Source organism: Empedobacter brevis NBRC 14943 = ATCC 43319, from assembly GCF_000382425.1.
GTDB classification, from domain to species: domain Bacteria; phylum Bacteroidota; class Bacteroidia; order Flavobacteriales; family Weeksellaceae; genus Empedobacter; species Empedobacter brevis.
In genome coordinates this window covers 65936-90153 of sequence record NZ_KB908302.1, presented here as the reverse complement: position 1 = coordinate 90153, position 24218 = coordinate 65936, and the positions used below count along the sequence as shown (strand labels likewise).

Genomic DNA, 24218 nt, shown 5'->3' with positions numbered 1-24218 from the left:
TGAACAATTACAAATAATTGATAACAGAATGATTAATTATAAAGCTTATTTATTGAAACGATAACAATCGTAAAATGAAGAAGGTTTATAGAGGATCATTCATAAATAATAATGTTAAAATAATATAAATATATCAATAGTTATACTATCACATTGCCCCTCTTATAGAGGGTGATTACCGATCGTTGTTTAATTTAAATTAAACCAGTAATCAAAATTCAATATTTATGTCAGGTATTCCAAAGAACTGTTTTGTTTTATTGATGCAAACTTATAAGCTTATGATGCAATCTAATTGCATCTAATAAAAATTATTCATTTTTTTAATTCTCTCCTTCAATTTTAATCTTAACGATTCAGGCTCGAGTACTTTCATTTTTTCTCCAAAAGAAAGGATTAAACTTTCTAATTCGTAATTTGATTTAATATTCAGCTCTAAAAAGTTACCTTCAATCCACTGGTCTTTATGCAACGGTTTAGTTTCAAGATAAGGGATAATATCATTAACTAATTCAATTTTAATTTTCTCCACTTGTTTATCTTGAAAATTTGTAACTCCTACAATCTCATTAAAATAAATTTCGAAATCAATCGTACTCTCTATATAATCAAAATTAGTGCTTTCAACTGAAACAATACGATCTAATGCTAATGTTTGAATATAATTTTCATTATGATTCATACCTAATAAAAACCATCTGTTGTTGTATTCCTTTAAATAATATGGCAAAATATTAATTACAATTGGATTTTCTAGAGTAAAAGGATGGTACAAGACTTCTAATACCTCTTTGTTGATTATATATCGATATAATTGCTGAAGATATTCGATTCCCTTTAAATAGTCATTCCCTTCAAAACTGATAATTTTCTCTTTACTTGTATCAATATCCAATGCTGTCTCTAACTGAACCTGCATTTTACTTAACCAGTCAAATCCAGGTAAACCTTTTATTCGAGACATTGTAATTAATGCATCTTTTAAAACTGCTGATTCATTTGCATCTAAATCTTTTTTCATAAAAGAGTAAGATGGATCTGAATATCTATAATATGATTTACGACCTTCCTTAAGTTTTTCAATTGGTGCAAAATTACCTCCAGAACCTTTCATAAAATCTATATCATATTGAATGGTTCTTTTCGATATAGAAATATCGGAACCGTAATAATCTGAAAGTTTTTTAGAACAAATTGTTATGAGATCTTCTAAAAAATATTTACGATAAAAGTTTGAAAAACAATCATCTAGTATTTGATATCTTAAAAAAGCATTCTTAGTTTCTGACATCTATAGATTTTACAATAAAACAATAGTAATAATTAGCAAATATATAAAATGGGTATCAAACGGGTATCAAAACAATGGTAAAAAATAGTGATTTTAAAATGTAGTAAAAATGATAAATCATTAACTATCACCATTATTAAATAAAAAAAGCATTAACAAAAGAACAGTTACAAAATTTAATAGATTTTGATATTAAAAAAATTCCTTCAGCAACTAATGCACGATATTTATATCTATTTAGTTTTTATGCAAGAGGGATGAATTTTACTGATTTAGCCGAATTAAGATGGGATGAAATAGAATATAGTAAATTTTCTTACAAAAGAAATAAAACAGGTAGAAACATTCGTGTAAAAATTCCAGAAAATGATATTACAAACGAAATATTGAAATTCTACAAGGAATATCGACCATATCCTACTGATTACATTTTTCCAATACTAAAAAAAGATATTCTTGATTATAATGAAGAAGAGTTATTTAATCGAAAACATAGTGTTAGAAGTTATTATAACAAACAGTTAAAGCTAATATTTGAAGAACTAAAAATCAACACAAAAATAAATTTCTATACTGCAAGACATACTTTTGCTACATTATCTTTGAGAAATGGTGTTCAAGTTTCTAAAATAAAACAAGCTCTTGGACATCAATCAATCAATCAATCAATCAATCAATCAATCAATCAATCAAAACTACTGAGTCATACTTAGAAGATTTTAAAGATCATGAAATTGATGAAGCTTTTGATAATTTGATATAACTATAACCCCTTAAATTAGAAATAAACGAAGGGTCATAATCATATACTTTTTGTTTTTAAATTTTCTAAATAATATTCTAAATTACCTAATGTAGAATATGAATATGGAAGTTGTACTCCATTTATTAATTCTAAATTTGGTATACGTTTGTTAATCTTATCGAATTCATTACTATTATACATAAAATTTTGCCCTCCAGTTGCAAATTGATATAAACTCCAAGAAACAACTTCTGTAGATTCAAATTTATTAATTAACTTTTTGCATAAACCTTTATTACTATTTGATTTAACAGGCAAAACTATATTTGTTAATTCTGAGTTTTCTATAAAAGAATTTGTAGTAATATGAGTTGATTTATATTGTATACCATCAAACTCAGAATTATTCCTAATCCATTGTAATAATAGTTGAGGAATAATATACTCTGGTTTGAATGTGTCATGATCATTCTTTACTTTAACACTACAACACATAATCAAGGGGAATGTCATTAAAAATTTATATAATTCGTCAATATCACTACAATCCTTAATTGGTGGCGTTAAATCTAAAATTTTTAGAGTATTAATATTTTTTAGACGAATAATTTGAATTTTATCTATTGAAGGTCTTCTTAATTCTTCCCAACATATATAAATTGTTTTACCTAAATATAAACTTGGAAACCCAGGAATGCTATATCGCTGTGTAGACACTTTTCCTCGATGTTCAAATGGTATATGTAACATTTGATCAATCGAATAAGGATAATTAGTATCATTAGTTCTTATTCTAAAAAAACTTTCATCAAGAACGTAATTTTTATTTTTGAATATTTCTGTAAGGTCTTTAAAATTTCCCTTTAATGTTTTTTCTAAATATTCATAAGCCTTGTGCGGATTCCCATTTAGATATTCTAATATAGATTGATTTAAATTTTTAATATTATCTTTTAATGTTTTTTTTACAAAGCTTGTTTTTATATTTTTATTAGGATCAATAAGTTCATCATCTAACAAATTTACTTTGTCTTCAAATTCTTTTAATATTTTAAAAATAAACACCTTAAAGGTGACTTTTTCTTTTTGTATTAAAGGTAATTTGAATATATCGTCTTTTAAAAGTTCTCTGAAATTCATCGTTATTTAGAAACTAATTTGTCATTATAAAATTTATGAACGCAATTAAGTTTATCCTTCAAAATAATGCATTCATCTTTGTAATTATGATCTTGATAAGGACATTTTTCTACTTTTAGATGCTTAACAGAATAAAACTCTATATTTTTAAAAGTATCACCATTTAAAATATCATAATTAAGTTCTTTATCTCCTGTATAAAAAAGTGAAACTAAAATAATTTTTTCTACATTATCAAAAAACTCTTTTTCACGTTCTTGCACAAACTTCTTTATAGTATTTGCGCCATTAACAACATCTGTTATAATGATAACATTTTTATATTTGCTCTCACTATTATCAAAATCTAGTTTATTTTCAAATTGATTATGATCATTTGATCGATACGAATATGGGAAATATGTATAAGGAAAATCATATTTCATTGATGCTTTACTAGCAATCATATTCCCTTCATAACCTAATCCAATCATTAGATGTGCTTCTTTTTCTGAGTTATGTTGTTCAATTAAATCAATTATAGTATCATTGATCATTTGAAGATCTTTATTGTCTTCTAGCATTCTAGAAACGTTTATCCAATTGTGTGCACGAGAAGACTCACTCCAATGAAAATGCCCATGTTGAAATAAGGATTTTTCTTTTATAATTGAATAGATTTTCTGTTGAAAATCTTCATTAGTATAAATTATTTTTTCAGATTCAACATCTGGAATTTCTTCTGGAATTTCTTCTGGAATTTCTTCTGGAATTTCTTCTATTGGTCTTTGAATTTCTCTAATATTTTTTGTTTTTAATATAAATTTCTCTAATTCATTGTTCTTATTATCTTCGTACCTAAGTAAATTCCATGTACCATGATCTGGTTCACTTGTTGTATTATCTTTCATTAATTTAAAAAAGATATTACTAAGTGATAATTCGTATTGATCATCAACTATATCATAAATTTTAAAACTTGCATTATGATTTTTTGAACTGAATGCACCAGAATCACTTACAATAATATCATCATAACCACTAACTCTTTTCGAATTTTTAGTATGTTCATTACCATTAAGTATAAGTTTAATTCCGTGTTTTTGAAATAATGCTACGATTTGTTTCTTATTAACAGGGTCCCATTGCCCAAAACGTGTGTCTTCATGTGCCCCCTCAATATTATGATGAAAACATAATACGATTTCTTTATTTGGATTATTATCAACAAAATCTTTTAATTCTTTGTCTAATTTATCTACTATAAAGAATCCATGTCCACCCTTCTGGTTAACAATGTAATTTGAATTTAATGCCAAAAACAAAATATCTCCTACAATAAAATTATCAATAATTATATTTTTATCTATTTCTCGACCTTTTATTTTTAAAAAAAACTTATTGAAATTTTTAAATTTCTCCTCAAATATAGAGTCCAAAAACTCATTCGAATCAATATTAGTACATTCATTATCAGAGGTATACTGCACAATGCTTCTTCTGTGACAATCATGATCACCAGGTATAATCAAAATGTGATCTGGCGTTATATCTAAATCATCAATAATTATTTTGATTATATCGTGAGCTTCATCAAACTCTTTTTTTTCACCTATGTCCGTTATATCACCTGTGATTATTAGGTATAAATTTTTATTTAAAGAATTATATTCCTTAATTTTTTCTGTTAGAGAATCTATATAAGTACTGTTATAATTATTTTCTCCAACAGTTAAAAAAGTATTATTATTAATTCTATTACCTAAATTATCATTTTGTATAGCTACGTGTAAATCTGAAATATGTATTATTAAATCATTCATAGTAATTAGATATTGATTAATCATTTAGTTGTTTGGACTCAAGGTTGGTTGATATATAATAATCAAGTTCTTTATTGTTGGTTTTGTCAATTGAAAAAATAGCTAATGTTGCATTTTCTTTATATATATGTTTACTTTCTAAAGTTTCAGTTTTTATTAGAGATACATTTCCTAAGTAATTTCCTCCCAAAAATTGAATGATATTTTTTGCAATTTTTATTTCAGTTCCTAAACAAACCAAGTCTGAAACAATGATATAATCTTTATCCTCTATAATATTCTTATTTAAAGTATTATATATTTTATTTATTGGTCCAATTTTGTCTAATATTAATACATCGAAATTTAACATATTTGCCAATATAGATACTATATAAGAACTTGTTAAACTTTGACAAACAAGAATAGGTTTATTAAACTCTTCAATATTACAATTTGATAGAAATGTTTTCCCAGCTGATTGTCTAGATTCATACATAATTCTTATTGCCAATTTATATATGCTATAAAATGCAAAACCTTTATTATGTGAAATTAGCTTACGAATATTAAAGTATGATGATAAATACACAAATGACGAAGAATGAGGTTCTGTATAATCTTCCCTACATTTTTTTAGTTCCTCTTGGAATTTGTTATTAAATATTTCATCAAAAATTTCAAGATTACTATGAACAATATCTAATACATTATCTTTATGTAAATAAAAATATTCAAAGCCATCAACTTCAATTGATGATGATTTATATATATCAAATATTGATAATTTCTTTTTAATATTATTTACATTATCTATTTTCTTATATCCTATGTCTTCAACATTTTTTTTTGTAATATTTAGAAATATGATTTTATATCCTTCAATTAATAATTCATTAAAATTTGAATTTAAAGTAGGTTGTACAGCGTTAATGTTTTTAAAATCAAAAACGATATTTTTTGAATTATGGTCACCATCTAATTGTTTAATAATTCTATCTAATGTATTTGAAGTTAATCGATCTGCATAAATTCCTGCATTTGTATTATTTATATAATTGCTGTATACTTCTTCACTATGTAAATCATAATAAATGAAGTCTGAATGTTCTAACTTTGAAATTATCATGATTTATTATTTTGGTATTTCGACTTCAATGTGTACTCCTTTAAATTTTACAGGAAAAAATCGAATAGATGAATATCTTGTTTCATTCGAATAATAATTAAGAGTATTAGTAATGAATTGAATAAATTCATATTTCATATTATCTTTTAATTTTTGAATTACTAATAGTCTTTTATATTCCTCTTCATTATCTAATTCAAAAATTTGATGGTAATCAAAAATTTGTTCTCGAATTTCACTTATTGAATTGATAAAATTAAAAATCCTATTAGAAATAATAATCTGAGAATATTCTGTATGTAATCTAAAGTATCCATTTCCATTGACTACAACATTTACCATGAGATCGAATAATCCACGTCTTTCTTTTAATGAAGAGTAGAATAAAACTTCGAAAATATTTAAGAGATTATCTAAATAGATCGAATTAAATTTATGCTCATCTTTGTTAATCGCATCTTTTAATTCTTCACCATTATAATAGTAAGGTAAATTTTCTTGCTTATTTTGCAAAGACTTAAATAAACCAATACCATTATCAGATATTGAAAATTTAGTTTGATATTTATCACTAAACATCATTGCATAAGTAGTCGATTTAGAATGTATAACCCCATTAGTTATCAATTCTGCCAATATTGTTATGTATTTGTTCTGATTTACATGAGAATCTTGAAGTAAATTACTAAAGTGCTCAATAACTTTATATGATGTTAGGGAATTTACTTGATCCCTTAATTCAATATCAGGAGTGGTTTCGAAGTCTATTTCTGGAAATTGTTTTTTATCATATAATCTAATCATATGATCTTTTCGAGGATCTTTGCCTTTAAACCAACCTAAATATTCTTCATCATATTCTAAAATATTACTACTTATAAAATTTGGCGACTGAATTGGTCCAATTATTTTAAAAAAATTTATTTTAAAAAGAAATTCTAGAACAGATGAAGTTGCATGATTATTATGCAAATGTAATTTTAAGGGAGACTTATGAAATTTACTTAGTTGCTCTATTATACTTAATAATAATGGTATAGAAATTGGATCAATGGAATAAATTGCATTATAAATATCTTTATCTCCTTTTTCAAATAATACAAATTCAATTATTTCACCTTTATTATTTCTATAATAATCAGCTAATTCTTTTAAAAAAGTATTATAAAAATATAAAGGCGTAAATTTTAAACCATCCTTTATTATAGGTATAGAATTATGCATAACGATAGTAATTTAAACTTAAACAAATATATACAAACTATAATAGTAACAATTACTTATTTAAGTCTATATAAAAATTGTTAAATCCTATAATATATTATTTATATTATAGGATTTAAGATATAAAAAATCAATTATATCTAATTGATCTGTACCCCACGTCGTCATCTAATATTCTTATCATAGTTCCATTTTTTCGAACCTCCAAAATGATTTCCTCTATTATATTAAATAATTGATTTGGTACTTCATTGAAATTATCATTCAAATATTCATAAAGTTTATCAATATAAACTTCATTATGATAATTGTAAGCAGTCTTTATTATATTAGGAATTAATTCTAATAAATCATCACTCATTACACAAGAAATAGTTGCATTAATCCACGATTCTATATATCCCGAATCTAATAGAGAAGCCATTAAAAATGCTAACGTTCTTTCATTTATGTTATCCTTATTATTCTCAATAATTCCTATATTAAACCAAGCTTCTGCAGATAAGAGATCATACTCTATTGCTTGTTCATACTGCTTTAGTTTGATAAATTCTCCTGCTTTATTAGTATCTCGTTCTTGAAATTTGGGATAATCATTAATTAATAATGTTTTAAAGACTGAAAATTTTAATATCCATTCATCATTATTTAACATTTCATTTTTAGATTCTTTTAAGTATTCATCAATCAATGTTAATCCTTTTTCATAATATCCTTGATAAATTAATGAATCACCTTGTAGTGCTTTTACAATTTTGTTTTCTACACCTATCACCATTGATTTATCATAAAATATTGAACTAAATCTATATTTTTCTAATTGAAAAAGTAATCCTGCTATTTCAAAGTAATAGTAACCTTTATTTTTATAATCAGGATTGTATTTTCTAGCTAATAGGTAATAATCAATAGAATTTTTAAAATTACCCAAATTTCTATTAATGTTACCAAGATTATAATAAGCTAATCCTATCCCTATTGCATAATTTATTTTTATTGAATAGTTTAATTGTTTATGTATAAATTCAATTACATATTCACTTTTGTATTGAACAATTTTTTCATCAATCATCACAAGTGTTAAAACTAAATTCTGGATAGTATTATCTTTATCAATATCAAATATGAAATCCAAAACTTTAAAAACTTCTTCAATTTTATCATATGTAACTAAATGGGGTAGAAAATGAATTAAGAATTGTTCGTTTAATTTTATAACTTCAATAAGATTATTATCCTTAAATAAATTATAAGCCAATTCATTCTTATTTATTTGAAATAATACAATTGATAAACACGCTAAAAGAATATCAGAATAATACTCTTCATTTTCTTCAATTAAAGCTTGAAACTCATAAGAAAAACTCGAAAAATAAACATCCGAAAGTGATAAATAAATTTTTGATTCATCAACTACTAATTGTAAACAGGATTTATTTATATCTCTTTCTATTTTAAAATATTGAGAATAATTATTTATAATTTTTTTAAAATAAAATTTAACTCTTGTAGATTTTATTTTACTGAATTCACTATCCTTGATTAAAATATTAAGAGGATAATTTATAAATCCATTTTTAATTCGATAAAATCTAATTAAATAACTTTCAATATTAAAAATAGTAATCAAGTCTAAAATTCTATTTTCTGTAAATTTTACAATGACTTTATTGCTATTTAATTTAAGTGATGAATTATCATTTGCCCAAGTATAATATGCTTTATTTTCTGAATGAGAGTATCTGACAATTATAACTGGTATTGCATAAGATCTAAATTGTTCAATTTTATAATCATCAAAACTAACATTTTTAATATTATAATCAGTTTTACTTTCAGTTGCTTTCAATTGAACATAAAAGATAAGTCCTGTTGGATGACCTTCAACATCAAATATTTCAACCTCACGATCGATTCCATAATCTTTAGATTTATCCCTAATAACCCAATTTTCAGGAATAATATTATCAAAATATCTTATTGAAAGGTCTTCTAAAATATGTGTTCTACTTCTTTGCACCATATTATAATAGTAAAATAATATTTCTACTAATATAAAAATTAACATCCAACTTTAATCAAATACAAAAATGTTTATGAATAACTTATTATTTTGACATTATATTTAAAAGAAAATAAAATATGGAAACGTATATAAATTATATTTTTTCAATACAATAAATAATACCTTGATCACTTCCTACAATTATCATATCATTACTTATAGTTGGTGTAGAAATAAGAGAATACCCTTTAAATAATTCCCAAGCTCTTGTTTCATTTTCATTACTTAGTGATTGATTACTATCGAAAACAACACCAGAATCCTCTTCATCTCCAAGATACATTCCCCATTTTCTTTTTTTAGTAATTTTATCAATTTTATAAAGATATCCATCATGTCTTGATAAATAATAAGAACTTTCTGATTGAATAGGTGATGCCCATTGTTGGAACATATTTCTTCCAATTGGAGTAATCCATTCCACATGCCCATTTTGAGGATTAAGACCTATTATTTCATTAGAATAAGGATGAGTAAAAACTATATGTTTACCATCAAAAATTAAATTAGTCCTTATATTCCCAAAATTTTCTCCTAATTTATTGACATCATTAGCATACCAAATAATATCTTTAGTTCTTTGATCTAAACAAATTATCGCGGGATAATCGTAATAAGTTTCTCTTACAAAACCTAAATAAATTTTCCCTTCAATTATTAATGGTGATGAATATAATCCTGATATAAATACAGGTTCTTGATTAATAGTTTTTGGATAATTGATTTGAATACTATGTATTACTGAAATCATATTATGTGAAATAGAAAGTTCATAAAATATTCCTTCTATAGTTGGAATATATAAAATATATTGATGATCTATTTTTTCTAAAATAACATCGGACATTATATGTCCTTCAATTTTATTAAATGATAATATATCACCATTATTAATATTAACTAAAACAATACTTCCATCATAACAACATATTATTAAACTTTCTTCTTCATAATCTACAAATTTGTAAATCTTTGACATTACAGAAGATGTAAAACTTTGTTTCCATTTATATTTACCTGATTTTGAAGATAAACAATAGACAGAGCCATCATCACATCCACCTACAATTAATCCATCAAAATAAGAAATTTCATTTACGTCAGAATTTGTTTTAAAAAACCAGACAATTTCTCCTGAATTAATATCTAAACAATAAATACCATCATTATCATCTGATTTATTCCAATGATTTCCTGCACTACCAACATAAATATAATTCCCTAAAACTAAGGGAGTATTTTTCCTTTTTTGTTTTCCTATATATGTACTCCATTTAATAATTGGCAAACCATTTTTTATAGGATTAAACGACTCAACAAATTGAGTAACATACTTATGAATTTCTCTTGTCAAATTTCGTTGTTCTATTTCAAAAATAGTATCATAAATATTATAAGACTTCATTAAATCAATCAATTCATTTCCATTGATTAAACTTATGAATTGAGAATTTTTTTTATAGATATAGATTTGTTTTGCTTTCCATTTAGACCACCAACTAGTTTCAGATAAATCAAGTGTATTTGGAATACATAAAATCCAATTTTTAAGCTCATAGTTACTTGATTTAATAGCTGTTAAGAACGAGCTTCTAATTTGGGCTTTCTGAGCATCTCCGAATTCTTCTAAAAAGAATTTACATTGATAAACTACTATAGGTTCCAATCCTAATTCTCCAACATATATATCTATACCACCATCACCTAATTTAACTTTTACACTTTGCACATTTTTATTAATGTGCATATTACGAACTAAACTTTCACATGCTTTTTCAAATGATGATCTCGCACCTTCTATTCCTCCTTTTAATATTTTAAAGTCTCTCCAATCTCTATCCATAATTTATATATTCAGCATTATAAAAATATAATATGATGTAACAAACTATATAACTTCGTACTAATTTTTATTACTTTTAAATGATTTTCTAAATCCAAGTCCATATAACATAATTTTTTAGATTTTAGCAAGTATCGGCTTACTTGCTTTTTCTTTTTTTGTTATACGATTGATATAGCTTCTCTGCGTCATCTTCAGACTGAATAGAATACTTATCTATCCATTCATGAATTTTATCTTTAGAAAAGAAAAGAGCACCATTAGTTGGCTTACTGTAAGGTATTAATTTACAAGATATTAGCTTTGAGATTATTGAATATGAGAAGCCTAAGTAAAATTCTAACTCTTTTGCGGTAAGAATCGGTTTATCATTAATGTAGTTTTGTTTAATAAGAGTCTTCATCTCATGAAGCTCTTGTAGTAATTTAATTTCTGACATAATAAATTTGTTTGAATTATTACGCCGAAATTATTAGTTATGAAAGCGAATGAAAGTGATAAATTAATCCATATTATTAAAAATTAATATCTAAAATTAAAAAATCAATTAACTTTTTTCATCTATATCTAGCTGAGAATAAGCAGAATTTATAGATTTTATATTAATATTTTTAAATCCATCAGATTTTGTTTCAATATAAAATAGCTTGGCTAATTCTGACTGATAAATTCCAGTTATTTGTTTTAATTCTTTCAATAATAATTTGATTGAACTTCCTTTAAGTTCTGAATCTAACTTTATACGTTCATTAAGAGTTAAAGATTTGTTTTTAAATATTAAGTCAATAAAATAATCAAACTCATTATCATATTTCTCAAAATAATCATTTGATTTTTCATTATAAAAAACTCTTAATTTGTCGATTACTTTTTTGCTTTTAATTTTTTTAGGTTTATAGAAGGTAGCATTTCTGTCAAATAATTTAAAAATAAATGTATTATCAATATCATTAGTTTTAAAAGGCTTAAAGTCAATACTAATTGCAGTAGATAAATTATCAACTCCTTCTTCAAATTGATTTTTTTTTATATTACGCTTAAAATTAATATATACAAAGAAGGTTATATAATATATTGCTGGAACAACTAAAACTAATGAAGATATTACTAAAGTTAAAATTAGTAATGAAGATAGATTTGTTTGTGTAAGTATTAAAGATGATATAATTAAAGGAAAATAAATCAACATTAAAAATCGTTCAATATTATTCTTAGACAATATTCTTATTCTATATAAATCTTCTGCTACAGTGAAATATTTATCAATTATCCCTAAGATCATTTTTAGATTAGTTTATAATTATTTCTATAAATATACTAAAAATGCAATCAAATGAAAATTATAACTATCTTTGAATCAGATAATTTGTTGTACCAATGTTGTACTTATAGATTAAAATGAAGTCAAAAAAAAGACGCTTACATAAATGTAAACGCCTGATTTCCAATAAAGTGGTCCCACTTGGGCTCGAACCAAGGACTTGCTGATTATGAGTCAGCTACTCTAACCAACTGAGTTATAGGACCGGAATTTAAGCCTTTTTGAAGCTACTTTTGAAAGCAGTTTGTTGCTTAATTCGAGTGCAATATTAACGCATATTTTTTAAATAACAAAATTATTTTACATCTTCACAAAGCTCTACTAGCACGCCATTGGTCGTTTTTGGGTGCAAAAACACGATACGTTTGCGATCAGCTCCTAATTTCGGAACATCATTAATAAAAGTAAATCCCTGATTTTTAAGACGCTCTATTTCGAACTCGATGTTATCAACTGCAAATGCGATATGATGAATTCCTTCTCTATTTTTTTCTAAATATTTTTCAATTGCACTGTCATTTTTTTTAGAACCCACTAATTCGATCTTCGATTCTCCTATTTCAAAGAAAGAAGTCCGTACTCCTTCCGATGCTACTTCTTCTTCCTTATATGGTGCTTTTCCTAATAATTTTTCAAATAATTCGTTTGATATTCCCAAATCTTTTACAGCAATACCAATGTGCTCTATTTTCATGTGTGATGTTTTTCGTAAAGATAAACTTTTCTATTTTTTTTTATTTAAAATTTCAAGAGTTTGTTGTAATATTGAACTATGAGTTTTTATGAAGATGGGAGTCAATATCTCCGCAAAGGTCAGTATAGAAAAGCGATTGATTATTTTACATTATCGATTAAGCGTCAAATAGAAGTGGCAAATTCATATTTCGGTCGTGGATTGAGCCAATATTACATGAAACAAAATACAGATGCCATCAAGGATTTTGATAAAGCAATTGAATTAGATGAAAAGAATCCAAATTTCTATTTTTATAGAGGAATGGCGAATTTCAATCAATATAATCCGACAAAAGCTGCTGAAAATTTTGATAAAGTAATCGAGATCGATCCGAATAGTTTTGTGGCTTATCACCAAAAAGGATACGTTTTGATGAACTTAAACAAATATGACGAGGCAATTGCTTGTTTCAACAAAGCGTTAGAAATTAATCCGGAATACGAATCTTGTTACCACAACCGTGCATTTTGTTACGATCAGTTACAAGAGTTTGATAAAGCGATTGGGGATTATTCGAAAGTAATTGAGATGAAACCACATTTCTTGTCTTATTACAACAGAGGAAACACTTATTTTGTATTAAATGATTTAGAAAATGCTTTAGAAGATTTTAATCAATCCATTGAATTAAATCCAAATCATTTCCTGTCGTATTATAACAAAGGCGCTATTCTTGAAAAATTAGACAAACAAGAGGAAGCGATAGAAGAATACAAAAAAGCGTTACAGTTGAACCCGGAGTTTTACTTAGCTGCTGAAAGATTAGCACAATTAGAAAATCATAATTCATAACAAACCGTTTCTTTTGAAACGGTTTTTTTTATCTTCTACTTTTCTTGACGTAAATCAATGTCAATCCACCAATTGTGTTGTTATTTTGTCATATAAATTAAGTAGGTATGCAAGTACAGCTGGCTGTCTTTGGAAAAAATAAGGAAATTGTTGAGACACTGGAACGTGTAATTAACAAAAATGAAAAATGGAAAGCATTTTGTACATGTAGACAAGAAGAACTGAAATGGTATATGTCAACGAATAAAGTCGAAATTGTTTTATATAGTAGTGGAATTGGTGCTTCGGAGCTTGAAAAAGTAGAAGAATGGATAAGTGCCAATTTTCCTTCAATTCACCAAATTCATCATTATGGCGGTGGAAGTGGTTTGTTACAGTGTGAGATAAACAGCGCTTTGGCTGGTATAAAGCCTATTTGTAAACCCGAAAGAAATTTAATTCGTTAATATTTTTATCAGACAAAAAGACCTTTTCAAATCGTTTGAAAAGGTCTTTTTTGATTTATATATCTTTTACAATCCAATAATCTCGGGAAAGCCCCACATCGTTGCGGTTAATTTCTAATTCGTCACAAAAATCCAGAAATTGTTCATCTAATGTTTTATCAATTTTTGGTGTCGAACCTAACAATTTCGTCAAAACTGCATTTGTTTCATGTTCTGCTAACTGTCCGAAAAAATTTTCAATCTTATTCTCTTTATACCCGATAAATGTGCTTGGCGCAAAAACCAGTACTTCATCAGTATCAATCACTAAAAATGTTTTTGATTTTTTAATTAATTGAATTGTTTTCGTTTTTTCTAATTCAGTTCCCATTTCCAAACCTTCCAGAAACAATTCTACATTATCAAAAATTTCCTCTTTATTTTGAACAAACTCCATCCTCTAAATTTTGGCAAAAATAAATATTTTTTTAATCTTCTTTCAGTAAAATTTCTACTTCCAGGTACTCATGATAACTTCTGACAAAATCATGTTCAAAATCGATGTCATCCAAACGCATTTGTACACTTTTTTTGTCTACATCAATAAAATCTAAAACAGTTTGTACATTATAGATTTCAAGGTTATGAAAAGTCGGATACAATGTAATTTGTTTTAAAGTAAGTGCCATGATAAAACAATTGATTCCATTAAAATTCACTCCGATATCCGCAAAATTCTTATAGAATGAAATCAAATTCGTTTTGAGCTGAAGATTGTAGTTCAAACTTCTCAATTTAAAATTCTTCAACACTAACCTATTCGTAGTTTTCAATACAATTTCTTCTGTAATTTGAAGATTTTTACCCAACAACTCCAATACCTTTTTATCTTCAACTAACTGGTACAATGCATTCAGATAACGTTTAGCTTCTTCAAAATTAAAAAGTTCCAAATTTACCAAAACAGATAAAAAAAGAAAACGCTGGTTGGCCGGATAAATAATTTCAATTTCTTTTAAGTATTTCTGGGCTTCTTCAAATTTTAATTTGTGCATGTAATATTCAGCAATGTAAAAGTTCGCTGCATACAGATAATAATCTTCCTTTTTAGCTTCTAAAAGATATAAAATAGATTCTTCATTAAAATTTAAATTTCGCTGAACAACTCCCTTCAAAAAAAGTGCTTTTTTATCTTTCGGAAATTCATGTAACAATTGATTTAATAAATCTTGAGCCTTGATTAATTGCTGAATAGGATTGTGAATAAACGAAAAACTTTTCCAGATAGGATATTGATTTTCATCCATTTCATCATCAAGAATCAAGAAAAAAATGTCATTAAAAAATCGATTGTAATCCACAGCATACGTTTTTTAGTAGCGCTAAAATTAAGATTTTTTTGGTAGTTGACAAAGTTCCTTTTCTAAACACCTAAAATTTTGAATAGCTCATCTTTTTTCGAAACAGAAATAGAAATCGATTTACCGTTGTCTAATTCGATTGTATGACCCGAAAAAGATCGTATGGCCGAAACATTGACGATAAAGGAACGCTGAACTCGCAGAAATTCAGGAATAACCAGATGTTCTTCAAATGATTTCATCGTAGACAATGTGACAAAATATTCATTTTTTGTCACAATCTTCAGGTAATCTCCTTGTGCTTCGATGTAAATGATTTCGGCAAAAATAATTTTCTCTAATTTTCCATTTGCTTTGACAAATATAAAATCTCGAACGACAGTTTCAGTGTCATAAACTTCTTTCTGACGTTCTTTTACCCGATTCACTGCTGTTAAAAATCGTTCAAAACGAACAGGCTTTACCAAATAATCAATGGCCCCGGAATCAAATCCATCCAATGCAAAATCGCGGTGCGCCGTAACAAAAATAATAGCGGGCGGATGACGAAGAGACTGCACCAATTCAATTCCATTTATTTGCGGCATATTGATATCTGTTATTAATAAATCGATCGTATGTTCTTGCAAAAATAACATTGCTTCAATCGGATCTTCAAACGATTTTTTAACATCCAGGAACGAAATTTTTGAAGAAAAGTGCTCAATAATTTCTCTTCCAAGCGGTTCGTCATCAAGAATAATACAGCTTAATTTCTTCATATTTAATCCAAATCTATACTTAATTTCACTTCGAATGTATCCGCACAATTATGAATTGTTAACCGGTGTTTTGAGGGATACAAAAGCTGCAAACGTTTTCTGGCATTTTCAGTTCCGATACCGCCAACATTTTTATTTTCTTCTCCTACCATTTTGTCATTCTGAAGATGAAATCTAAACTCTTTTTCTTTTATTTCAATTTTTAAGTGTAAAAAACAATTCGCTTTATTTTTTAATCCATATTTGAATGCATTTTCTATAAATGTAAACGTTAACAATGGCGCTATCATTAAATTGGAATGATTAAAATTCGATATCTCTAAAGTAATTCTATTCTCATTCGAATAGCGCATTTTCTCAAGCTGAAAATAATTTTGTATGAATGCTAATTCCTTTGACAAAGGAACTTTTGTCGTGTTCGATTCATACAAAGTATAGCTCATTATTTCCGAAAGATTCAGAATCATTTCCGGAGCCGAATCCTCTTTTTTTATGGTTAATCCATATAAATTATTCAGGGTATTGAACAAGAAATGCGGATTCAATTGCGCTTTCAAAAAATCTTTTTCAATGTTGATATTTTCAATTTCTAAGCTCGCCTTTTGTTTCTGAATTTTTAAAACTTTGTTGTAAACTCTAAAGATTTCGAACAATAGTTTAAAGAAGAAAAAAGGGGATAAATTTGCAAAAATAATCATGGCTTGAGCAATCAATCGTTTGGGAGAAATAGCTTCTTTCAGTGTTTGATTGGCACTCATAGAAATTGCACCTTTCAACTCACCATTCGCAATATCAATTCCCAAAAAAACATATATTTTTGAAAACAGATATGTGACAAAGAGCCATAAAATACCACAAATAATACCGCTCATTAACAGCAGTAAAATGGAATTGAACCGATTTAAATACGTGAATTTTGGAAAAATAAGATAAAAGAACACATAAAAAACACTCATATTGACGCTTGTCATTCGAAGCGTCATCATCAATGCTTCAAAAAAAGTCAATTTATACGCCAGCTGATATGTCAGCATCAATAAGATTCCAAATCCTCCCCACATCAAAAAATGCAGGCTGAAACGCATCTTTTTTGAATAAAATTTATCAAAATCGAAGTGCTCTATTTTGGTATAAAAATAACCTTTTGACGTTTCTTTTTGTGTCATAAATTATTCTAAATTACAGTTGCTTTGACGACCAGTCCAATAATTGTGGGTATAACATTTCGATCTTTTTTTCTTTGTTGTTTTGATAAAGCTGTAATAAAAATTCATTGAACGCTTTGAACTTGATAAAACCTCTTTTATTCACCATCACCTCATTTACATTCCGGATGGTTTGTTCAAAAACTTCACTTTCATTTCCAAATGTATCATATGCGTACAACACATACAATCCCCAAGTCAAATATTCATCAAAAATCTTTATAGGATTTGGATAATGCCCCGTTCCCTTATTATTTGCATCCACCCAAATCTGACGATGATCAAAGATTGAATTGATTTTTTCAGTATTTTTCTCACTTACAGGGCCAACATAATTGTGATCGATTTCCGTAAAAATAATGCGTGTATTCATGGCTTTTTTATACAATTCTGACCAATCTTTATCAGACCGAATGGTTGGTAAAAAAAGTAAAATTTCTTTGAACTCATTGTCTTCAAAAGTATGTGTAGCATTTATGGCTCCCATTAACGGAGACGTTAGTACACGGTAACTATGAATAGTCGTGTCAAATTTTTGTTCTAACCAACTTCTTTGTTTTTCTATATCCGCAAAATTTTTATATTCCGTTTTCAAAGAATCATAATATGTTTTATGTGCTTGATAAAACGCTCTAAATTTTGTTTTCTTCGAAAAATCTTCCAATTGGTCTATATAGTTCAAAATCGGATTCTCTTTTACTTCAAATTTCCCAATTCCTTTTGCGGGAAAAATATACACATTCGTTCGTACTATTTTTTCACCTTCGAATTTAAATCCATAAGCATTTGCCGGTAGTAGAATAAAATTAACAATATTTGTTTTCAGTTCTTCGTCAAAAGCTTTGACAATTCCATGGGAAGAAAATGTTTTGAAATTTGCTGCTACTTCCTGATAATACGAAGTTGTTTGGTTAATTATATTGGGATTATTTGCCGTTTCGGTTAAAGCAAGAATCAAATAAACCAATTCCTGCATTTCATTGATTTCAATTGTTGTGTTTCCTTGATTTGTTTTGATATAATCTGCCTCAAAATTAACTTCTTTTTCTTGTGAGAAAACAAGCTGAAAAGATAACAAAAACATAAAAATTAAACCTATTTTTTTCATACACTATATATTTGAAGTCAAATCTAAGCTCCGCTAAAAACAATTAAAATTATTTTCGATGAAGTGTATTTTTTATCGGGCAGAAGTTTAATTTTTTCCGATAAACAAAAAATCATCAATTACTTGATGATTTTTTTATCTTCTAAAATTTCTGTCTTTTTATTTTTCCACTTTCTGTTCTGGGAAAGCTGGGCAGAAAAAGAATTTCTTTCGGTAATTGGTATTTGGTTAAATCGATAGAAGAAAAATCAAAGGTTCTCTTCTCTCCTTCCACGACTAAAATTAATTTTTGTCCTAACAACTCATCCGGTTTTGATGTAACATAAAAATCTGAACCAATAAACGGCTTCAGTTTATCTTCTATTTGCTCCGGAAATAACTTTATTCCACCGGAATTGATTACATTATCAGCCCGTCCAATCCAATTGAATTTACGATGATCCAAAACCTCAACAATATCATTTGTAACGACTCTTAAGCCATCATATGGTGTATCAATCACCAAACAACCTCGATCATCCTGCGAAATTTTAACTTCTTCAAATGCTTCAAAAACATTTTCAACATTTGGAAATTTAGCATTCTTAACCTGTTTAAAAGCAATATGCGTTATCGTTTCTGTCATTGCATAAGTTTCATAAACTTCATTGTCAAAAAGAGATAAATGTTGTTTTACCTGATCAGAAAGCGGTGCTCCACCAATAATTAATTTCTTGCATTTTGAAACAAAATTCAACGAATTTTCTACCTGCATTGGTGTTAATGCAACAAAATCAATTGTCTCTAACTGTTGATGAATTCCATTGTTGATTTCAGCCAAAGAAATGCGAGAAGTGGGCTCTATACAAATCAATTTCAATCCAATTTCTACAGCACGAATCAACATCAATTTTCCTGCAATATACGTCACAGGCATTGCTAACAAAGCTGAATCTCCTTGTTTTAGATGCAAATATTTACCCGTCATATTTGCACTTTTACGCATATTCTCTTTTGTCAATACAATCTCTTTCGGTTCTCCTGTTGAACCGGAAGTATGTGCTATCATTGTTGTTGAATCGGAGAACCACTCAACCAGAAATTTTTTGACCGTTTGTTCAAAATCATTGATCGGTTGAATCGTATCTACCTGAAAATCGAATTTGGAAAAATCTAAAAATAACATTCTATTTATGATAACTTACGCCCGCATTAATTTCTACATCCAATACATTATTTGCCGGAGGAATCGGGCAATTGTAATGTTTACTGTACGCGCAATAGGGATTGTAAACCTGGTTAAAATCTAAAATAATCTCATTCGATTTATTCCCTAAATCTTTTGTACTCAAATCCAAATAACGACCTCCTCCATAAGATGTCACGCCGTTTGTTTCGTCCATAAAAGGTAAAAACAGGCTATCCGCATATTTCTCCATAATCGGATAAGATTGATAAACCGTTAGTGTTTGTTCAACATCATCCAACTTAAATGTAACTGTACCGTATTCTTTGTAATGTTTAATTTTCTTTGCTGAAGTTGGAAATGGAATTACTTTTCCGTTTTGAATTGGTGTAAATCTTGCTTTGACTATATACTTTTCACTAATTGGAAAAAAAGTAATTCCTTTAAAATTCGTTTTTTCTTCGTCAACCAAAGGCGTTGTTTCAGGATTGGTATACGATGCAGCTAATTCTGTCTGATATTTTTGAATTGCTTCAATACCTGTTGTTTTCTTTGTTGTTTGACAACTCATTAAAACAACACTTGCTATCGCTGTGATAAATAATTTATTGATCATTGTTTATTTCTAAATAAATATTCTCCTCTTAATTCTAATCTACTTGGAAAGTTATTGGTAAATAATCCTCCAGTTCCAAGTCCTTGCGGCATTTCCGGATATAAAATAGCTGTCCATTGTGCAATAGCATTCAATCCGATATTACTTTCTAAAGCAGATGTTATCCAAAAAGGAATTTCATACGTATCTGCTGCATTTATCCATTCTAAAGATCCTCTAATTCCTCCTACTAAACTTGGTTTCAAAATAATATACTGAGGTTTTATTTTTTCTATTAATTTGAATTTATCTTCTTGGTGAACAACTCCAATAAGTTCTTCATCCAAAGCAATTGGTGTTGGTGTCGAAGCACATAATGTTGTCATCAACTCTATTTGTCCTGCTTTGATAGGCTGTTCGATTGAATGAATTTGTAAATCAGCTAATTGCTGTAAAACAACTTTCGCTTCTTCAAATGTAAATCCTCCGTTTGCATCAACACGCAATTCTAATTGCTCGGCAGAAAATTCAGTACGTAATTGTTGCAAAATGTGATGTTCATTTTCCCAATCAACTCCAATTTTCAATTTGATACACTTAAAACCTATTCCTAATTTTTCTTTGATTTGTTCACGCATAAAATCAACAGATCCCATCCAAATCAAACCGTTTGTCTGTATTCCTTTGTCTCCTGTAGAAAAAGCTGATTCGTATAAATCCGGATTTAATTTATCCGTGTATTTATCGTTGTATCGATTTGCAGAAACGCTTTGAAAAACCTGTTCAACACCAAATTGGATCGATGGCCATTCGCGCAATTGATTCCAAAGTTCATCCACTCCCAATTCAATATGATCACAAACCCATTGTAATTTTTCTTCATAATCCGGTCTGTCGTCAAAACTCAATCCTTTAAACAATCCGCATTCACCAACATACTCTTTTCCATCTTCTTCTATTTTAAAAAGATAAGTCAATTTCTCTGTTAAAACGCCACGTGAAGTACCACTTGGGTTCTTAAATTTCAATATATAAGGTTCAAAACTTGCTTTCATTTCTCAAATTTAGTCAAATATGATTAGCCTGGAAAGTTGTTTTATATAAATAACAGGCAGAACTTATTAAAAACAGAAAACGTCTAAAACGCTGATCAAAATTAAAAATTTATCTCTCCAACTGAAATAATCTATTGAAAAAAAATACAATCACAATAAAATACTTTTATCTCTTTTATTCTAAATTTATCTTATCTTTAATACTATAAAAACCTTAATTATAACATGATGAAAAGAAATGAACATATTGTCCTCTTATCCAAAGATCACCATTTCGGGTTGCTTTGCAGCTGGAAAATAGAACAAGGATTAAACAAGAAGGTGGAGTTAAAACGAATAGCTGATTATGTGGATTATTTTTGGAAAAACCATCTTGACGAACATTTCGAACAGGAAGAGCAGATTCTCTTTCCTTATTCGAACGACGAATATAACAATCAAATCAAGACCGAACATACTGCTTTAAAAGAGATGGTCAAAATGATCATTCACCAGCCTGAAAAAAAATTACTGGAAGATTTTGCACTTTATCTGAAAAATCATATTCGTTTCGAAGAACGTTCTTGGTTTCCTTCTCTTCAAGAAAAATTAAACGAATCCGAATTAGAGCAGATAGGAAAACAACTGAATCATGTACATCAAAATGTAGATGATAACTACATCGATGAATTTTGGAAATAGAGTAAAAAAATAATTTAAGAATTAATAAAATACTTTTTACTCTTTTATTAAATATTCATGTATATTTGTACTGTATAAAAAATACGACATGCTATCAAAAACTTGCGAATATGCAATTAGGGCATTAATTTATATTGCTCAGAAGACAAAAGAAGGGAATAGAGTTGGTATAAAAGATGTTGCCAAAGGAATTGACTCTCCTGAGTATTTTATAGGAAAGATTTTACAGGAAATGACACGAAAAAATCTGTTACAATCAACAAAAGGACCTACCGGAGGTTTTCATTTGAGTGAAGCCCATTTAGATCATTCATTAGCATTGATTGTCAAACAGTTTGACGGTGATAAAATTTTTAATGGATGTGCCTTAGGCTTAAAACAATGCTCAGAAAAAAATCCATGCCCGTTGCATGATCAGTTTAAAGAAATACGCAATAATTTGAAACAATTATTAGAATCAACTACCATCAGAATGTTGGTTGATAGACTAGCAAACAAAAACGTTTTTCTAAAACTAAATATCGTGTAAAAATTTACTGCAATAAAAGATAAAAAGGTCTTTTTATACGAATTAAAAATAGATCAAAATGAGAATAAAACATCCATTATTATTTGCGCTCCTATTCTTATGGATGGGAATTTTCATCAGCATAAGCTTTGTTGAAACGCCGCTAAAGTTTCAAGTAACAGGAATGACATTACCAATCGCATTGGAATTAGGTCGACTTACTTTTGCTGTCTCAACAAATATCCAATTAATTCTATTGTTCTTCGTGCTGTTACTCTTATTTGTAAACCGAAAGAAAATGAATAAATCAACAATCGTGAGTGCGATTCTTTTGACAATTGTCTTATCTCTCGAGAAGTTCTGGTTATTGCCCGTGCTAGACACAAGAGCAGCTATATTGATTACAGGAAAAGGTGTACCTCCCTCTCCATTACATGACTATTTTATTTATGCAGAAATTTTCAAACTGCTGATACTAATTGTTTTTTGTATCACATTAATTACAAAAAAAGATGAGCAAACATTCTATTGAAAAAATGTCAGGACATTGGGTCTTGGCCAAAGTCGGAAAAAAAGTATTGCGTCCGGGAGGAAAACAAATGACCGATAAAATGATTCAGCTTTTAGACATCAATTCAGCAGATCAAATCGTTGAATTTGCTCCGGGGCTGGGCTATACGGCTAACATTACACTCCAAAAAAATCCGGCATCCTATATCGGTATAGATTTGGAAGAAAAAATTGTGAAAGATTTGAATGAGAAATTCAATCATAAAAAAGTTCTCTTCAAATTAGGTCATGCAGCTCATACTGAATTAGAAGACAACAGTCAGACAAAAGTATATGGAGAAGCAATGTTGACTATGCATGCTGATCATCGTAAAAAAGAAATCATCCGAGAAGCTCACCGCATCTTGAAAAAAGAAGGGCTGTATGCTATACATGAATTGGCATTGAGACCTGATCACATTCCAGATCAGATTAAAAAAAATATTCAAAAGGAATTAGCCGAAACAATGAAAGTCAACGCACGTCCCTTAACTGTTGAAGAATGGAAAAATTTATTAAAAGAGAAAGGATTTAGCCTTATTGCCGTAGAAATTGCTCAAATGCATTTGTTAGAACCTTTCAGAATCATAGACGATGAAGGGATCCGTGGATTTGTTCACATCATAAAAAACATTGCAACCCAACCTGAAATCAGAGAACGCATAATTCGAATGAAAGAAGTATTCAAAAAATATGAAAAATATTTATGCGCAATCGTTTTAATTGCTAAAAAATAGC

At 27.8% G+C, this 24218-nt stretch carries 25 protein-coding genes and 1 tRNA gene; 7 read left to right on the top strand and 19 right to left on the bottom strand.

Annotated features, from left to right (window positions below; all coding sequences use genetic code 11):
- Positions 1-301: 301 nt before the first annotated feature.
- Positions 302-1291, bottom strand: a complete 990-nt coding sequence (locus tag H277_RS0115600; protein WP_019976552.1) for a helix-turn-helix transcriptional regulator — start codon at positions 1289-1291, stop codon at positions 302-304.
- Positions 1292-1431: 140 nt separating this feature from the next.
- On the opposite strand from H277_RS0115600, the gene H277_RS19505 reads away from it, so the two are divergent.
- Positions 1432-2004, top strand: coding sequence for a tyrosine-type recombinase/integrase (locus H277_RS19505; RefSeq protein WP_307723995.1), 573 nt, complete (start codon positions 1432-1434; stop codon positions 2002-2004).
- 89 nt (positions 2005-2093) lie between these two features.
- Here the strand turns inward: H277_RS19505 and H277_RS0115590 are convergent, their stop codons facing one another.
- The 10 genes from H277_RS0115590 to mce form a co-directional block, all read right to left on the bottom strand.
- Complete coding sequence (locus H277_RS0115590; RefSeq protein ID WP_019976550.1) at positions 2094-3176, bottom strand: RES domain-containing protein; 1083 nt, start codon at positions 3174-3176, stop codon at positions 2094-2096.
- Between the two features lie 2 nt (positions 3177-3178).
- Positions 3179-4978: a metallophosphoesterase gene (locus tag H277_RS0115585; protein ID WP_146810469.1), complete on the bottom strand. Its 1800-nt coding sequence runs from the start codon at positions 4976-4978 to the stop codon at positions 3179-3181.
- Between the two features lie 16 nt (positions 4979-4994).
- Positions 4995-6086, bottom strand: coding sequence for a hypothetical protein (locus tag H277_RS0115580; RefSeq protein ID WP_019976548.1), 1092 nt, complete (start codon positions 6084-6086; stop codon positions 4995-4997).
- A gap of 6 nt (positions 6087-6092) precedes the next feature.
- Entirely contained in the window at positions 6093-7310 is a 1218-nt protein-coding gene (locus H277_RS0115575; RefSeq protein WP_019976547.1) for a hypothetical protein, read from the bottom strand.
- Between the two features lie 130 nt (positions 7311-7440).
- Positions 7441-9333: a DUF4365 domain-containing protein gene (locus H277_RS0115570; protein WP_185150063.1), complete on the bottom strand. Its 1893-nt coding sequence runs from the start codon at positions 9331-9333 to the stop codon at positions 7441-7443.
- 136 nt (positions 9334-9469) lie between these two features.
- Positions 9470-11218 (bottom strand): outer membrane protein assembly factor BamB family protein, encoded by a 1749-nt coding sequence (locus H277_RS19845; protein WP_019976545.1) that lies wholly within the window; start codon positions 11216-11218, stop codon positions 9470-9472.
- 139 nt (positions 11219-11357) lie between these two features.
- Complete coding sequence (locus tag H277_RS0115560) at positions 11358-11657, bottom strand: hypothetical protein (protein ID WP_019976544.1); 300 nt, start codon at positions 11655-11657, stop codon at positions 11358-11360.
- 108 nt (positions 11658-11765) lie between these two features.
- Entirely contained in the window at positions 11766-12500 is a 735-nt protein-coding gene (locus tag H277_RS0115555) for a hypothetical protein (RefSeq protein WP_019976543.1), read from the bottom strand.
- 171 nt (positions 12501-12671) lie between these two features.
- Positions 12672-12745: transfer RNA gene (locus tag H277_RS0115550), tRNA-Ile, on the bottom strand.
- An 89-nt stretch (positions 12746-12834) separates the two neighbouring features.
- Positions 12835-13233 carry a methylmalonyl-CoA epimerase gene (gene mce, locus H277_RS0115545; RefSeq protein WP_019976542.1) on the bottom strand — a complete coding sequence of 133 codons (399 nt, stop codon included), beginning with the start codon at positions 13231-13233 and terminating at the stop codon, positions 12835-12837.
- Positions 13234-13311: 78 nt separating this feature from the next.
- On the opposite strand from mce, the gene H277_RS19275 reads away from it, so the two are divergent.
- Both H277_RS19275 and H277_RS19270 read left to right on the top strand, forming a co-directional pair.
- Positions 13312-14067 (top strand): tetratricopeptide repeat protein, encoded by a 756-nt coding sequence (locus H277_RS19275; protein WP_019976541.1) that lies wholly within the window; start codon positions 13312-13314, stop codon positions 14065-14067.
- Positions 14068-14174: 107 nt separating this feature from the next.
- Positions 14175-14513 carry a hypothetical protein gene (locus H277_RS19270; RefSeq protein WP_019976540.1) on the top strand — a complete coding sequence of 113 codons (339 nt, stop codon included), beginning with the start codon at positions 14175-14177 and terminating at the stop codon, positions 14511-14513.
- Positions 14514-14568: 55 nt separating this feature from the next.
- On the opposite strand, the gene H277_RS0115530 is transcribed toward H277_RS19270, so the two are convergent.
- From H277_RS0115530 to H277_RS0115495, 8 genes are all read right to left on the bottom strand, one after another.
- Entirely contained in the window at positions 14569-14949 is a 381-nt protein-coding gene (locus H277_RS0115530) for a hypothetical protein (protein WP_019976539.1), read from the bottom strand.
- 31 nt (positions 14950-14980) lie between these two features.
- On the bottom strand, positions 14981-15853 hold the full coding sequence (locus H277_RS0115525) for a tetratricopeptide repeat protein (protein ID WP_019976538.1): 873 nt from the start codon (positions 15851-15853) through the stop codon (positions 14981-14983).
- Positions 15854-15915: 62 nt separating this feature from the next.
- On the bottom strand, positions 15916-16614 hold the full coding sequence (locus H277_RS0115520) for a LytR/AlgR family response regulator transcription factor (RefSeq protein ID WP_019976537.1): 699 nt from the start codon (positions 16612-16614) through the stop codon (positions 15916-15918).
- 2 nt (positions 16615-16616) lie between these two features.
- Entirely contained in the window at positions 16617-17780 is a 1164-nt protein-coding gene (locus tag H277_RS0115515) for a sensor histidine kinase (protein WP_019976536.1), read from the bottom strand.
- A gap of 13 nt (positions 17781-17793) precedes the next feature.
- Positions 17794-18927 carry a DUF4932 domain-containing protein gene (locus H277_RS0115510; RefSeq protein WP_019976535.1) on the bottom strand — a complete coding sequence of 378 codons (1134 nt, stop codon included), beginning with the start codon at positions 18925-18927 and terminating at the stop codon, positions 17794-17796.
- 142 nt (positions 18928-19069) lie between these two features.
- Complete coding sequence (locus H277_RS0115505; protein ID WP_019976534.1) at positions 19070-20092, bottom strand: AMP-binding protein; 1023 nt, start codon at positions 20090-20092, stop codon at positions 19070-19072.
- Position 20093: 1 nt separating this feature from the next.
- A complete protein-coding gene (locus tag H277_RS0115500; protein WP_019976533.1) occupies positions 20094-20708 on the bottom strand; it encodes a DUF1684 domain-containing protein in 615 nt (204 codons plus the stop codon).
- Positions 20705-21742 carry an o-succinylbenzoate synthase gene (locus H277_RS0115495; protein ID WP_019976532.1) on the bottom strand — a complete coding sequence of 346 codons (1038 nt, stop codon included), beginning with the start codon at positions 21740-21742 and terminating at the stop codon, positions 20705-20707. Before H277_RS0115495 ends, H277_RS0115500 begins: the two co-directional genes overlap by 4 nt.
- Before the next feature lie 225 nt (positions 21743-21967).
- Between H277_RS0115495 and H277_RS0115490 the strand changes: the two genes are divergently transcribed.
- From H277_RS0115490 to H277_RS0115475, 4 genes are all read left to right on the top strand, one after another.
- Positions 21968-22423, top strand: a complete 456-nt coding sequence (locus tag H277_RS0115490) for a hemerythrin domain-containing protein (RefSeq protein ID WP_019976531.1) — start codon at positions 21968-21970, stop codon at positions 22421-22423.
- Between the two features lie 88 nt (positions 22424-22511).
- Positions 22512-22952, top strand: coding sequence for an RrF2 family transcriptional regulator (locus tag H277_RS0115485; protein ID WP_019976530.1), 441 nt, complete (start codon positions 22512-22514; stop codon positions 22950-22952).
- A gap of 58 nt (positions 22953-23010) precedes the next feature.
- Positions 23011-23463 (top strand): hypothetical protein, encoded by a 453-nt coding sequence (locus H277_RS0115480; protein ID WP_244874903.1) that lies wholly within the window; start codon positions 23011-23013, stop codon positions 23461-23463.
- Complete coding sequence (locus H277_RS0115475) at positions 23444-24217, top strand: class I SAM-dependent methyltransferase (RefSeq protein WP_019976528.1); 774 nt, start codon at positions 23444-23446, stop codon at positions 24215-24217. Before H277_RS0115480 ends, H277_RS0115475 begins: the two co-directional genes overlap by 20 nt.
- The last annotated feature ends 1 nt before the right edge of the window (position 24218 follow it).